Origin of the sequence: Alteribacillus persepolensis, from assembly GCF_900099605.1 — a bacterium.
GTDB classification, from domain to species: Bacteria; Bacillota; Bacilli; order Bacillales; family Marinococcaceae; genus Alteribacillus; species Alteribacillus persepolensis.
Genome location: NZ_FNDK01000016.1, coordinates 21,608 through 35,044, shown reverse-complemented (window position 1 = coordinate 35,044; position 13,437 = coordinate 21,608). Strand labels below are relative to the sequence as shown.

Genomic DNA, 13,437 nt, shown 5'->3' with positions numbered 1-13,437 from the left:
TTTTCACAGCTGAAATACACTTCACTGTCCGCGGGCAGCGCTTCCTCGTGAGGAAAAACTGCTCCCTCTATCTTTTCGGCTGCTGCTTTGTTCGCACAAGCTTACGTGCATTTCAGCTGAGGTTTGTTAAAAATAAAGCCAGCCTGACTTAAAGGACGGGTTCTCTCTATGCAAGGTTTATCCTTCGTACACGGTATTTACCGTTCGTTCGACGATTCTGGCATCTCGTTTTTCTGTGATATCGCCTCCAGATGAGAGAAACATATTGGATAAAATAACGGCCTCCATCGCAGAATCAATCGCTGTTTCGTCAACTGGCTCGACTGGTTCGTCTAAGCTGATTGTGACATTTTTTCCATCTTCGTTCATAAAGCGCAGCTCTAAACGTTTGCTCATTTTGTCTCCTCCTTATTTTTAGGATTCTTGTGCTGCAAGCGTAGAAAGGTCATACTCATTCACTCGTTTCATAGACACTACAGGAAATGCTTGCAAAGCACCAAGAGCAACAGCAACGTCATGCAAATCTTCGTCTAAAGCGGTAGTTTTCACATTGTTAAAATGTTTATACTTAAGCATCACATTCCCGTTCTCATCGTTTCCTTCGTTTAATTCAAGCGTGAGACGGCTGTTTAAAATATCTGCCATTCGTCTCTCACCTCCCTTCACCCTTTATATGGAAGTGTCATGAAAGAAAGGGGGAAGTTTGTCTCACATTTTCTTTCGTGCGTGCAAATGTTTAAGATAAAACAGACAAGGGAACAAATAGGCAGATGTGTAACAGGAAAGGAGACTTGGTTGTGAACGTCTTAATAGTCGGTGCGAATGGAAAAGTAGCCAGACATCTTGTAAAGTATTTGAGTGAAGAGTCGCCGCACGATGTGACAGCAATGATTCGTTCAGAAGAACAAGGAGAAGAGTTAAAGCAGCTAGGAGCAGCAAATATCGTTGTTGCAGACCTCGAAGCAGATATTTCTCATGCGTTTGATGGGGTGGATGCTGTTGTGTTTGCAGCAGGATCTGGTCCGCACACAGGGGCAGATAAAACAGTACTTATTGATTTGTGGGGAGCGCGAAAAGTAATGGATGAAGCGAAAAACCATAACATTGACCGTTTTGTGATGTTAGGTTCGATGCGTTCGGAGGACCCAGAAGCAGGTCCTGCAAAGATGCGTCATTATTTGGTTGCGAAAAAACTGGCGGACGAATACTTGCAAAACAGCGGGTTGGCTTATACGATTGTTCGTCCCGGGCCTCTCACCAATGATGAAGCGGCAGGAACGGTGTCTATCGCAGAAAGATTGGAACGAGGCGAGAATATTTCACGTGCAGATGTTGCCTATGTGATTGCGGAGACGATAGACAAAGAGAATACGTATCATAAGACATTTGATTTGCTTGGCGGCACAACGCCAATTAATCAAGCAGTGAAAAATATATAAAATAAAGAAAGATTGGACAAGAGTATAGATATCACATAATAATCCGAACGTTTTCATGAAAACATGATAAGTTCGGATTATTTGTCTATCATCGATTTTTTTTAGTTTCTATAATATTTTTGGGGGAATTATCATCTCTTTCTTTTTTGATGGAATGCTCTTTAGGCTCACTTGCAGCGGACAGCACTTCAGGCAGACAATAGACAAAAAGCACATCATCATATTGACCTCAGCATTTGTATGAGAACCAATTTCTATCACTGCTCTGTCCACATACTTCGCACTCCGTGGGCATAGCGTCTGCTAACTTCATAAGAAAAGCGCGACTGCCTTGAAATCATAAGCGGATGGGTGCTTGTGCCAAGCATGAACAACGCCGGCTTTTATACTGTCTTATTTTTTTAAGAAGAGCGTGTTACTAAGTGGATCGTCGATTCATACTGTTCTTGCGGGAAAATCCGTCTATGGATGGCGCTGAAAATATCGTTTTGTGCCTTGTTGTTCGTCTGTTCAGCAGCTTTCTTTAGCTGTGCTCCACTCTCTTTCATGAACGTTGGCTGAATTCTTTTTTTCAAGATGCTTATGCTTTTCATTAAATCGTTATAAGTTTCTTGTTTACATACCCCTGCAAGCATTTATACTATACGTAAAGAGAACGTTGTATGATATATTGGAGTATAGGTATAGGCGATACTGCGTGCAGGAGGATGAAACAATGAACAAAAAACGTAAACGTTTTATTATGCGTTCTTCCATATTAAGTGTCATTGCCGTTGTGCTTGGTTATGTGTTTTATACTAATTTCATTACTGGAGAAGAGGCAGCTGTCAGTGAGGGAGACATTGCTCCAAATTTTGTGCTGCAAACGATGGATGGAAACGAAATAGAATTAAAAGATTTGCGCGGCCAAGGGGTATTTTTAAACTTTTGGGGTACATATTGTCCGCCGTGTGTAGACGAAATGCCTGACATGGATAATCAGTACCAAGAGTTTAAAGATCGCGGTGTCGAAATACTTGCTGTGAATGTCGGAGAATCTGACCTGGCGATTGAACGATTTGTTGATCGTTTAGGTTTAACGTATCCAATTTTAAAAGATCCCAATAAAAATGTGATGGACCGTTATGGCATTGGGCCGCTGCCTGCTACATATTTACTTGACGAAAATGGTGAAGTAAAGCAAGTGATTACCGGAAGAATGAGTGAGGAAGATATTAAAGCATATATGGAAGAGATTGAGCCATCATAATCATGGGTGCCCGCCGGTTGTGTGCTGCAAACGGCAGGCATTCTTTTTGTACGTGAGACATTGTTCAGCTTTGCTGAAGGAGTGAAGGAGAGGAAAAACGATGGTTTTCCAGGCTGTGTTTTTCTAGTAATATAAGCTCCTTCGTGTGAGGATGTTTGCATTTTTATGTTCACCGGAAGAAGAGGGGAGGAAGGAACGATTGGTACATGGAGCAGGAAAATAGGGATAACGCTGTGTGCGGTTGCGTGGCTGTTTTTGCTGCAAACAGAAGGAGAGAAAACGGTCATGGCTGAAGGTGAAGAAGATCTTTCCCTTTACAGCGGTGCCGCTGTATTAATGGATGCAGAGACTGGGCAGATTCTTTATGAAAAAGCAGGAAGTCAAAAGATGTATCCCGCCTCTATTACGAAAATTGCTACGGGTATTGCAGCCATTGAATATGGTGATTTAAACGATGAGGTGCTCATTTCTGAAGAAGCAGCAAACGTAACAGGAACGTCGGTGTATTTGCTTGAAAATGAAACGATTCCATTAGAACAATTGATTCAAGGAATGTTGATAAACTCTGGTAATGATGCAAGCTACGCGATTGCAGAACACATAGCAGGCTCAGAATACGATTTTTCTAGAGGGATGACGGATTATTTAACGAAAAAGACAGGTATTGAAAACACCTCGTTTACAAACCCGCATGGTTTGCATCATGACGATCACTATACGACAGCTGAAGATATGGCAGAGATTACGCGATATGCTATGCAAAATGAGACATTTCGCGATATCGTTGCTACAAAAGAACTGGATTGGCAAGGAGAAGGCTGGGAGACAACGCTTCGCAATCATCACCAATTGTTGTGGGATTATGAAGGGACCAATGGAGTAAAAAATGGTTATGTAGAAGAAGCTGGATTTACTCTCGTGACATCTGCCAAACGAGACGGAAGGGAACTCATTGCCGTGGTTTTGAAAGCAGGCAGCTCGCAACAAGCATATCAAGATACGATAACCTTGCTTAATCTAGGATTTCATGATTTTGAAGAACAGTATTTAGCAGCTGGGCAGCAAGTAAAAGCACAAAATGGTTCGGTATACACGATACCTGATAGACGGTCGTTTTCTGTACCAAAAGGGGCAGCCTTTGAAATAAAAGGAATGGATAACGGTCAGGTTGTTGTGGAGAGCCAAGACAGCGAGCAGATTTTTACGACATATGTCCCAATAGAGACAGGCACAAAAGAAAACAAATCATACGCAGACACTACTTCTAAAAAGGGCGGTAACAACCGCCGTGAAGATAATAATGATTCTGATATGGAAAACTTTTTAGAGGGAGCTTCCACAACACATTGGATGAGGGAGATGATTACGTATCAATTAAAATATGCCACGAATTTCAGCAAGGTACATGTTGATGACTCTTCTTCATAAACAAGGAATATCGTGTGACGAAAATGAAAAAAGTTCAGCGCCTGGGAGTGGATGGTGTGGAAGAAAACAAACAACAGCTTGATGATATCTCACTTGCAAGTGTGTGGCAAAGTTTTGGAATTTTTATCATCGCAGGTTATGTTCTTCTTTTATTATTTTTTGGAGAAGGGCGTTTTTCCTATTTACAAACAATGTGGGAAGCCGAAAATGTTTTGTTGGATATTGGATTTGGTGTATTGATTGGTGTTTTATTTACAGGCACCATTGCCCTACTGTATTATTTTACGTCTCTATCGATGCCTGACAACCAATACACCAAATTAATAAAAAAGATGCTGTATAAAAAGTATGGCGTCTTCACCATTGCGTTTGGAGCAGGTATTTCAGAAGAGATATTATTTCGGGGAGCTCTTTTAGGGATAGGAATGAAGTACATGGAAACGTTTTGGGCGCTGCTCGTCGTATCTCTCATTTTTATGGCTCTTCATATTCCACAGTACAAGGGAAACATCTGGGTGCACGTGATTGTGTTTGGAATGGGGATGGTGCTTGGCTGGTTATTTATTGAAACCGGGGCATTGTGGGCACCAATTGCTGCGCATACTGCTTACAACGGCTGTATTAGCCTGCTTATGAAAAGGCAAGGCCGGGAATAAAGAAAACATGGCTGGCGCTAAGCCTTCAGATGCAGGTGGTGGCTTCGTGGGACGTATGTGATTTTCCACATAGTGGCGGCAGCAATGGTTTACTCATGAAAACAAGCTGTCGTGCCCCTGCGTACAAAAAAAAACCGCCAAAAAGATTATTCATCCTTTTGGTGGTTTCTAAGCCGCAGGGCTGCTTTATGCCATTCTTTATCAGATATAAGATAATAGCTGGTTCCGTTTTGAGTGTCAGGTGTGCCTTGCATTTCAAATGTTTTTACATCACCAACAGTATGACGGTACTCTGAAAATAGAATGTTGACATCTTCCATGGCTGCATTTGTTTTGATATGGTTTTCTGCCAATGGAAGAAATTGCTGCACGTTCACCAATGTTTGCATTGAAGCTGTCTTTTGCATGAGTGCAGTGAGAATTTGTCGTTGTCTTTCATTACGGCCAAGATCGCCGCGAGGATCTTTTTTCCTCATCCGTACGTAATCTAAAGCACGTTCCCCATCTAAATGAATAATCCCTTTATCAAAAAAGTGCGTTTTTGTATGCGTGACGTTTCGTTCGGAAAAAGCAAACGCATTGTCTACTTCTATTCCTCCCAAGATATCCACCAGCTCTATAAACCCTTGCATATCCAGCTCGACTGTCAAATCAAACGAATGTTCCAGCTTTTGTTCAACGATTTGCTGAACAAGTGCCGTGCCCCCGTCATGGTAGGCATGGTTGATTTTTTCAGGCTGCTGTCTATCCGGTATCGCCACTTGTGTATCTCGAGGTATGTTAAACAAAAGCGTTGATTCTTTTTCGGGATGAATGGAAAGAACCATTATCACATCACTGAGTCCAGTGTTATCTGTACGGCTGTCAATCCCTGTGATAAATATTGATATAGGCCCGTGACCGCGTAATTGCTGCGGAGAGGAAGAATTTTCGCCAGCGGATGCCTGATCATCATTTACATTTATTTGTTTCATAGTATGACCAGCTTCTTGAAACAGATGAAATATATATCCAGCGCCAAACAATAAAAGTGTCAGTAAAACCGTCATAAAAATCGTCAGCGGAATTTTCCACATTTTTTTGCCAGCTCCTCTATATCTTTGTCAGGAAGCAGCTCGTTCCTGTACGGCAGTGACATTTTTTATGACAAAAATTAAAAAGATGCCGGCAGCAAAATAAAGAATTTCAGAGAAAATCAAGGAAGGAATTTCACCTTGAATGTCTGACAGTACAGCGTCTGTTTCACTAATACCGTTTGGGATGGAGAGAAGATAGGAACTCCAATAAAGAACCCACCACGTATAAATCATCCATACTTTTGATTGGATTTGTTCTTTTTGAACACTGTTTGCCCGTTTTACACCGCCTTTATGAAGGTGAAGCAAAGACAGTAATGGAAGCACGATGTTGACAATGGGAATAAGATAAAAAGCAGCCGACCACCCTGGAGTATAAATGGTGCCATCAAGCTGCAGCGCACGGCCATTGGCATGGGCACGGTATATCCATACTAAAAATACGATAAGCGATACAATAAAGAAAAATGTTTTCGGTAAATGAATGCCTACAGTGATGGCACTAATGGTCGTGAGATCACTTGGCGTTAAATCTTCCATTTGGTCGTTTCCGCTATATTGACTGTATGTACTCCATTCCACGAGACTGCCAATCACAGCAGCAACAGAAAATAGTAAACAAAGAACAATCAGCGTAATGGACCATTTGGAAATGGTTTTCAAAGGCTTGTACGTATAGTTTGTTTCCATGTTGTGTTCCTCCTTGCGAAGCGTTCCTGACACTACAATCACTTTAGGAGAAAACCTGTCATTTGGCAAGCGAAAGACGATGGCATTGTTGTGAAGAAAATAAAAAATAGTTAAAGCGGGACTTTCTGTTCATAGCAGCGTCATTGCTATACAATAAAAGAATATCTCTTTTCATAAAGGAGTGGAAAGAAGTGGAAGTGAAATTTGCAGATTTGCCGGGCATTGGGAAAAAAATGTCCTTTTTAACAGCCGAAGGGAGTATGGTTGTGCTTGTGACACACCACACGGGAAAACGTGAGTTATATTTTTTTCAAGACCCCGAAGAAGATGAGGCAGATTTTTCAATGGAATTAACCTCAGATGAGACAAGAGAGCTGGGTGCTCAACTGTTAGGGGCAGTATTTCAGCCTGTAGACAGTGACAAAATGAAATTATTTCGAAGCAAGATCGTGGTGGAGTGGATTAGTTTAAAACAGGGAACGATGCTTGCGGGAAAAACGATTGGGGAAGCAGAAGTAAGGAAAAAAACAGGTGTTTCTATTGTAGGTATTTTCCGTGATGAAGCAGTAATTGCCAGCCCAGGTGTGCAAGAAAGACTGGAAGTGGGTGACACTGTCATGGTTGTTGGAAAAAGCAGTCAAATTTCAGATTTTGAGGAGCTGGCAGAGGGGGAGGCGATCTAACGGGTGGAATGGCATGTCCCAGAATTATTAGCAGCGGGCCTGATTCTGTTAATTATGTTTGTGATTGGATGGGTCGGCCTTCGGTCGAAGCTTCCGGATGTGATTCTTTTTATTTTTGCCGGCATTGCTGTGGCCAGTCTGCTGCATGATTCAGAGATTCTATACTTCGCAGGTGAGATTGGAATTGTATTGTTATTTTTTATGCTTGGCATGGAATTTCCTATTAAACAACTCGCTACTATCGCTAAGCGCGTGACCCCGGCTGGTTCCCTTGATTTATTTTTAAATTTTGTGCTGTCTGTCATGATTTGTTTATTGTTTGGCCTGGATGCGATGGCAGCTTTGTTTATTGGCGGCATTTTATATGCAACAAGTTCATCTATTACGATGAAAATGATTGAAAATACGAAGCGCACCGCCAATCCAGAGTCGGAGTTTTTGCTTGGTGTGTTGATATTTGAAGACCTTGCTGCACCTGTCATGGTGGCGGTGCTGGCCGGATTGGCAAGCGGCCAGGCGATGACAGGCATAGATTTTTTCTGGCTTTTCTTAAAAGTGATACTTCTTATTATCAGTGCAGTGCTGATTGGACGTTTTCTCTTTGCGAAACTTTCTCGTTTTATCGAAAGAAATGCCGGCTCAGATATTTTTCATTTACTTCTTATCGGTATTGCTTTTACTTACAGCGGGGCGGCTGTATTTTTCGGCTTATCTGAAGTGCTCGGAGCGTTTCTGGCAGGTATTATGCTGGCGGAAACGAAACAAAGCCACGTTTTAGAGCCGCTCGTTCTTCCTATACGAGAACTGACACTTCCGTTGTTTTTTCTTTGGTTTGGGACACAGATTGATGTACAAAACGATGTCCCATGGCCCTGGTTGTTAGCGGTATTGTTAATATGGTCTATTGCTGCTAAGATAATAGTCGGTATGGTTGGAGGAAAAATGTATGGGCTGACGAACCGCGTGTCCTTTCGGGCTGGACTTTCATTTACACAGCGCGGGGAGTTTTCCATTATTATAGCCAGTTTAGCTGCAGCAAAAATCATGGCATTCAGCAGTATTTTTATACTGCTTTCGGCGATAATTGGAATTGTTTTGTTTCTATATGCTCCAAAATTAACAAGAAAAATATATGGAAACAAACAAAAGAAAGTAAGTGTCCGAGGAATATAAGCATGGTTGTAAACACGAAAAAATCTTTTTGGAATTAGTGCCAAAAAGATTTTTTCGTGTAAAGAGCCAACCGAAGGGCTGCTGGCTGAACATGTGATGTAAACCAAAGGGAAAATGAAGGATCAATCGTTTGCAATGAATAACTGAACGTTTTTTTGTTTCAAATGGTCTGTCCACTTCTCCGACGGCTGGCTGTCAGTAATAATCTGGTCAATAGCATCCAGCGGGCTGTACGTTAAGAGAGCGTGTTTATCAAATTTGGTTTGGTCAGCTAACAAGTGGACATGAACGCCTTTTTTTACCGCTTCTTTTTTAATCTTATTTTCAAGTGGAGAAGCATGGGTGGCACCATTTTCAATAGAGAGACCTGTTGTCGCCATGAAAGCTTTATTGATGTTATAAGTGGCCAGCACGTTTGTATTGTCAATCGCTATAAATGAGTTTGTCGCAGTATCAAGCATGCCGCCGGTGGAAATTACTGTGATGCTTGGCTCCTTTTTGGATTGAACAATAAAGTCCAGGTTATTGGTGAGCACCGTTACCTGTTTGCCTTGTAAATACTCAGCCATGTAAACGGTTGTTGTACCAGAGTCAATAAAAATAATATCTTTTTCCTCGACCATATCCGCACAAGCTTTTGCGATTTTTCGTTTTGCTGTTTCATTGACGACTTGCCGGTTCTCATATTGTGCAGGTTCAGAATGATGGAAAGAGACTCCACCGTGGACTTTTTTTAATTGTCCTTCGTTTACTAGCTTCTGCACATCACGGCGAATGGTATTGACAGATACTTGAAATGTTGCAGCCAAGTCATCAAATGAGGCGACTTGATGTTGTTTGACATACTTTCGGATTTCTTCAATGCGTTGTGTTTTAATCATGACACTCATCCTTGCTAGAAGTTTCCATTCTTTTTTGTCATCATATCATTCATTTATCAATAAATCACCATAAATGCTTAATATAATGTATACAAACGTATAAACATCATAAACAAAATGTACAAATAAAACTTAAATAATGACAAATTAAAATCAAATCACTTGAGGAAATACAAAATATATCATTGATTTCTGCAAAAGATAACAATAAAAAGGAAGATATATACCAGATCATATGCAATTTTTCAGAAATTTATATAAATTAATATTGATGTCTGAATATTGATGAAATATACTTGAGTTAAGCGCTTACTTTAAACAGGTCAAAAGGTGAGGTGGTGTCAATAGTAGTTGTACAATACAAGGAATTGTTTATTCTTCATAATAATCTTGGCAACATGCATCCATTTTTATTATTTAGTTAAGCGCTTACCTTTTATGTTTCGGTTTTCTCGAAATCTATAAGATAAGGAAACAAACTGCGTAGGAATCTTGTTCATGGAGGAATACCTATGATTTGGATTATTTTTGCGTCATTTATGATTTATACCGTCTTTGTGATGTGGTTTTCCTGGTACAAGACACGGGGGACTGATTTGAACAGTTCGGATGGCTACTTTCTTGGGGGAAGAAGTTTAACGGGAATTGTCATAGCAAGCTCGATGATTTTAACAAATGTATCGACAGAACAAGTGGTTGGGTTAAATGGACAAGCTTATGGAGAGTCCATGGTTGTCATGGCCTGGGAAGTTACTGCGCCATTGGCATTAATCTTTCTGGCATTTGTGCTGCTGCCGAGGAGGCTGAAGCCAAGCCCGCGGAAAGCGTCCGGCTGAAGCGAAAATCGAATGATAACGAGAGGGTTTCATATAGTGTTCGTTTATAATGTGATAGATCTGAATTATGAAATTGATTTTAATATATAATTTTTTTAATTTTCTATTAAAAAGGAGGGGCTCATGTTGAGACATGTACTGAAAAAAGCAAGCGTGGTATCTGCGATTATAGGAGGTGTATTGATATCTGGGTGCAGCGGGGGTGATGGAGCAGAAGAAACCACCAGCGAGGAAGCTTCCCAATCGATTTCGGTTGCTATGCCGGCGGGGGCTGAATCGTCTGCACTAAAGCCATTAATTTCAGAATTTGAAGAAGAGACAGGGACAACAGTGGAGTGGAATGAATTTGATTACAATACGTTATATGAACGTATACTCAATGATTTACAAAGCCAAGCCGGAACATACGATGTAATATTTGCAGATGATCCATGGATGCCAATGTTTGCAGGAGGAGGATATCTCACACCACTTGATCAACTTGGATATGAAGCCGACAATGACTTTATCGATAATATGAAAACGATTACACACTGGCCGGCTCCAGAAGGGCCGCGAATGCCAGGTTTTGAAGAAGAAGAGCCGCGCCAGTATGGTATTCCACAGGTAGGGAACGTGCAGCTGCTTTTCTGGCGAAAAGATATTATGGGAGATGCTCCGCCAGAAACATGGGACGAAGCCCTGGCAGCGATTGATGAATACAGCGGGGAAACAAAGTATGGCTTTGTTCCGCGCGGGGCGCGAGGCAATCCAGTGACAACGAATTTTAATGCTTTCTTATGGTCACATGGCGGTGATTATTTTGATAACGATTGGAACGTTATTGTTAACAATGACAACGCACAAGAAGCAATGGATACGTACGTAAAACTTGCGGAGTCTGCACCATCTGGTGTGGCAAACTATGGAGCGGACGAAGTAGGGCGTGCGATGGCAGCAGGGGATGCGCTGATGGCAGTGATATGGCCGGTTTGGGCAGAAACGATGGAAAATGAAGAAGAATCAGAAGTTGCTGGAAACATTGGCTACGGATTGGTTCCAAAAAGTAAGCAAGGTGACTATGCTCCCCAAATCGGGAATTGGATTTTTGCCATCCCGCAAGCCAGCCAGAACAAACAAACGGCAATGACGTTTATTGAATGGGCTTCTTCTGAAGACATTCAAACGGAAATGACGAAGAATGGAGGCCTGCCGACAAGAGAAAGCGTGTTAACCAATGAGCAGTTAATAGAAGATATGCCCTATCTCGAGGCAGTGCATGAAGGGCTTGAAAATGCGCAGTTCCGTCCCCGCACCCCTTCTTATACGCAAATAGAAGAATTGACAGGAACCTATTTAAATGAAGTTTTGTCTGGCAGCCGCAGTGGTGAAGAAGCGTTAAATGAAGCGGCAAATGAAATAGAAGCATTGATGAAATCTGAAGGTTACTATGATTAAACTATACAAGAGAGAGAAGACGCTTCTTCTCTCTCTGAAAAGGGGGGAGCTATATGTCAAAAGAAAGCTTGGCGGATACAAGCACATCATCATCTGTGCAGCTGAGAAACAATAAAAACAAGCGATTTTTTAAGAAAAATCTTCTGCCGTACTGGCTGCTTCTTCCTACCATCAGTATCTTAGCTGTTTTAACAATTTTTCCTTTAGCGTACTCGATTTATGTGTCCTTTCAACGTTTTAATACGTTTGGAGAAGCAGTTGGATTTCACGGTGTCAATAACTATGCAGACGTCATATCGAGTATAACATTTTGGAATTCACTTGGAATTACGCTTCTTTATACAGCAGGGGTTGTTGCTGTTGAGATGGTGCTTGGTCTTGCACTGGCATTAATGGTGTCTAAAGAAAACAAAGTGATGAGTTACTTGCGGTGGATATTAATTATTCCGATGATGCTGTCTCCACTTGTTGTCGGGATTGTATTTCGTTTAATGTTAAATGCTGATTTTGGTATTGTTAATTATATGTTAACGTCAATCGGTCTGCCGGCTGTAGACTTTCTTGGAAACTCGCTGACTGCTTTTCTTTCGATTATGCTGGTAGATGTCTGGCAATGGACGCCAATGTGCTTTTTAATTGCGCTGGCTGGTCTTCAGTCATTACCACAGGACCCTTATGAAGCGGCAAGGTTAGATGGTGCTTCTAAATGGCAGATATTACGAGACATCACGATTCCTTTATTAAAGCCTGTTCTTATTGTTGCTTTAGTGATTCGTACAATGGATGCGCTGAGAATGTTTGATCAAGTATTTGTATTAACACAAGGCGGACCTGGACGCGCAACAGAAGTAATCAGCTTTTTAATGTATCGGGCAGCAATGCGTTTTTCCGACTTTGGCTTTGCCACAGCAGGGTTGTTTATGGTTCTTGTAGTCACGATTCTTCTTTCCCTTATAATGATAAAGCTGTTAAATCGAACAGAAAAAACGGGGGGATATTAGGATGCCGCAGGCGAAAACTGGAATGAAAGCAAGAAGAATTCGAGAAGACGCGTTAAGATATGGCATGCTGTTTTTTATTTGCCTTGTTGTGCTGTTTCCCTTGTACTGGATGGTTATAACGAGCTTTAAGACACAGCGCGAATTATTTTCAGGCACTCAAACGTTTTTCCCAAGCAATTTTACGCTTACTTATTACCTCGATCCATTAGAAGGTGTGTTAAGCACGAACAGTCCATTTCTAGGATTTTTCTTCAACAGCATGATTGTATCTTTTTTCTCAACGATGTTTTGTTTAATTATTGGGTCCCTGGCTGCTTACAGTTTGGCACGCTTTGAAATAAAATTAAACAAAAATGACCGGTTGTCTTTTTTTATACTAACGGCAAGAATGCTGCCCCCGATTGTTATTATTGTTCCTATGTACTTGATAATGCAGCAATTAGGACTTTTAAACACACACTGGGCGATGTTAATTGTCTATACCGGATTTAATCTTCCGTTTGTTGTATGGATGATGAAAGCATTTTTTCAAGAGATTCCTACAGAGTTAGAAGAGTCAGCGATGGTCGATGGCGATTCAAGAATGAAAGCTTTTTATAAGATTATTCTTCCGCTTGTTGGACCCGGACTGGTTGCTACATCGATTTTTACGATTATTTTGACGTGGAATGAATTTTTGTTTGCGATGTTTTTGTTGAATTCTGCCGACATGATGACACTGCCTCCCGGGATTGCTAACTTTATCACTCAATATGAAACAAACTGGGGGTCTCTAACAGCAGCTGCGACTCTGGCTGTGATACCTGTTGTAATTTTCTCCTTCTTTGTACAGAAGCATCTCGTAAAGGGAATGACGCTTGGAGCGGTAAAAGGATAAAACATAAAGGA

14 protein-coding genes and 1 pseudogene are annotated in these 13,437 nt (G+C 41.3%); 10 read left to right on the top strand and 5 right to left on the bottom strand.

Annotated features, from left to right (window positions below):
• Positions 1–177 precede the first annotated feature (177 nt).
• Positions 178–396: a DUF2922 domain-containing protein gene (locus tag BLT18_RS12295; RefSeq protein WP_091274485.1), complete on the bottom strand. Its 219-nt coding sequence runs from the start codon at positions 394–396 to the stop codon at positions 178–180.
• Between the two features lie 18 nt (positions 397–414).
• On the bottom strand, positions 415–645 hold the full coding sequence (locus BLT18_RS12290) for a DUF1659 domain-containing protein (protein WP_091274482.1): 231 nt from the start codon (positions 643–645) through the stop codon (positions 415–417).
• Between the two features lie 152 nt (positions 646–797).
• Between BLT18_RS12290 and BLT18_RS12285 the strand changes: the two genes are divergently transcribed.
• From BLT18_RS12285 to BLT18_RS12265, 4 genes are all read left to right on the top strand, one after another.
• Positions 798–1,439 (top strand): SDR family oxidoreductase, encoded by a 642-nt coding sequence (locus BLT18_RS12285; protein WP_091274479.1) that lies wholly within the window; start codon positions 798–800, stop codon positions 1,437–1,439.
• Positions 1,440–2,154: 715 nt separating this feature from the next.
• Positions 2,155–2,688, top strand: a complete 534-nt coding sequence (gene resA / locus BLT18_RS12275; RefSeq protein ID WP_091274474.1) for a thiol-disulfide oxidoreductase ResA — start codon at positions 2,155–2,157, stop codon at positions 2,686–2,688.
• 165 nt (positions 2,689–2,853) lie between these two features.
• Positions 2,854–4,116 carry a D-alanyl-D-alanine carboxypeptidase family protein gene (locus BLT18_RS12270; RefSeq protein WP_091274471.1) on the top strand — a complete coding sequence of 421 codons (1,263 nt, stop codon included), beginning with the start codon at positions 2,854–2,856 and terminating at the stop codon, positions 4,114–4,116.
• A gap of 23 nt (positions 4,117–4,139) precedes the next feature.
• Positions 4,140–4,772, top strand: coding sequence for a CPBP family intramembrane glutamic endopeptidase (locus BLT18_RS12265; RefSeq protein ID WP_245705265.1), 633 nt, complete (start codon positions 4,140–4,142; stop codon positions 4,770–4,772).
• A 146-nt stretch (positions 4,773–4,918) separates the two neighbouring features.
• On the opposite strand, the gene BLT18_RS12260 is transcribed toward BLT18_RS12265, so the two are convergent.
• Together BLT18_RS12260 and BLT18_RS12255 are read right to left on the bottom strand one after the other, a co-directional pair.
• A complete protein-coding gene (locus BLT18_RS12260; protein WP_091274466.1) occupies positions 4,919–5,848 on the bottom strand; it encodes an LCP family protein in 930 nt (309 codons plus the stop codon).
• Between the two features lie 27 nt (positions 5,849–5,875).
• Positions 5,876–6,538: a DUF4328 domain-containing protein gene (locus tag BLT18_RS12255; protein WP_091274464.1), complete on the bottom strand. Its 663-nt coding sequence runs from the start codon at positions 6,536–6,538 to the stop codon at positions 5,876–5,878.
• A 191-nt stretch (positions 6,539–6,729) separates the two neighbouring features.
• Between BLT18_RS12255 and BLT18_RS12250 the strand changes: the two genes are divergently transcribed.
• Positions 6,730–7,221 carry a cation:proton antiporter regulatory subunit gene (locus BLT18_RS12250; protein WP_091274461.1) on the top strand — a complete coding sequence of 164 codons (492 nt, stop codon included), beginning with the start codon at positions 6,730–6,732 and terminating at the stop codon, positions 7,219–7,221.
• A gap of 3 nt (positions 7,222–7,224) precedes the next feature.
• Positions 7,225–8,394, top strand: a complete 1,170-nt coding sequence (locus tag BLT18_RS12245; protein ID WP_245705260.1) for a cation:proton antiporter — start codon at positions 7,225–7,227, stop codon at positions 8,392–8,394.
• 122 nt (positions 8,395–8,516) lie between these two features.
• Here the strand turns inward: BLT18_RS12245 and BLT18_RS12240 are convergent, their stop codons facing one another.
• Positions 8,517–9,275: a DeoR/GlpR family DNA-binding transcription regulator gene (locus BLT18_RS12240; RefSeq protein ID WP_091274458.1), complete on the bottom strand. Its 759-nt coding sequence runs from the start codon at positions 9,273–9,275 to the stop codon at positions 8,517–8,519.
• Between the two features lie 512 nt (positions 9,276–9,787).
• Here BLT18_RS12240 and BLT18_RS12235 point away from each other — a divergent pair.
• From BLT18_RS12235 to BLT18_RS12220, 4 genes and pseudogenes are all read left to right on the top strand, one after another.
• A pseudogene (locus BLT18_RS12235) lies at positions 9,788–10,084 on the top strand (sodium:solute symporter family transporter); the annotation flags it as partial.
• 150 nt (positions 10,085–10,234) lie between these two features.
• Positions 10,235–11,548 carry an extracellular solute-binding protein gene (locus tag BLT18_RS12230; RefSeq protein WP_091274456.1) on the top strand — a complete coding sequence of 438 codons (1,314 nt, stop codon included), beginning with the start codon at positions 10,235–10,237 and terminating at the stop codon, positions 11,546–11,548.
• Positions 11,549–11,601: 53 nt separating this feature from the next.
• Positions 11,602–12,549 (top strand): carbohydrate ABC transporter permease, encoded by a 948-nt coding sequence (locus BLT18_RS12225; RefSeq protein ID WP_091274454.1) that lies wholly within the window; start codon positions 11,602–11,604, stop codon positions 12,547–12,549.
• A 1-nt stretch (position 12,550) separates the two neighbouring features.
• Positions 12,551–13,426 carry a carbohydrate ABC transporter permease gene (locus tag BLT18_RS12220; protein ID WP_091274451.1) on the top strand — a complete coding sequence of 292 codons (876 nt, stop codon included), beginning with the start codon at positions 12,551–12,553 and terminating at the stop codon, positions 13,424–13,426.
• Positions 13,427–13,437 lie beyond the last annotated feature (11 nt).

Coding starts and splice junctions, on each gene's coding strand:
- BLT18_RS12255 (WP_091274464.1), bottom strand. CDS start 6,538: ATGGAAACAAACTATACGTACAAGCCTTTGAAAACCATTTCCAAATGG.
- resA (WP_091274474.1), top strand. CDS start 2,155: ATGAACAAAAAACGTAAACGTTTTATTATGCGTTCTTCCATATTAAGT.
- BLT18_RS12265 (WP_245705265.1), top strand. CDS start 4,140: ATGAAAAAAGTTCAGCGCCTGGGAGTGGATGGTGTGGAAGAAAACAAA.
- BLT18_RS12225 (WP_091274454.1), top strand. CDS start 11,602: ATGTCAAAAGAAAGCTTGGCGGATACAAGCACATCATCATCTGTGCAG.
- BLT18_RS12230 (WP_091274456.1), top strand. CDS start 10,235: ATGTTGAGACATGTACTGAAAAAAGCAAGCGTGGTATCTGCGATTATA.
- BLT18_RS12260 (WP_091274466.1), bottom strand. CDS start 5,848: ATGTGGAAAATTCCGCTGACGATTTTTATGACGGTTTTACTGACACTT.
- BLT18_RS12290 (WP_091274482.1), bottom strand. CDS start 645: ATGGCAGATATTTTAAACAGCCGTCTCACGCTTGAATTAAACGAAGGA.
- BLT18_RS12240 (WP_091274458.1), bottom strand. CDS start 9,275: ATGATTAAAACACAACGCATTGAAGAAATCCGAAAGTATGTCAAACAA.
- BLT18_RS12220 (WP_091274451.1), top strand. CDS start 12,551: ATGCCGCAGGCGAAAACTGGAATGAAAGCAAGAAGAATTCGAGAAGAC.
- BLT18_RS12295 (WP_091274485.1), bottom strand. CDS start 396: ATGAGCAAACGTTTAGAGCTGCGCTTTATGAACGAAGATGGAAAAAAT.
- BLT18_RS12270 (WP_091274471.1), top strand. CDS start 2,854: ATGTTCACCGGAAGAAGAGGGGAGGAAGGAACGATTGGTACATGGAGC.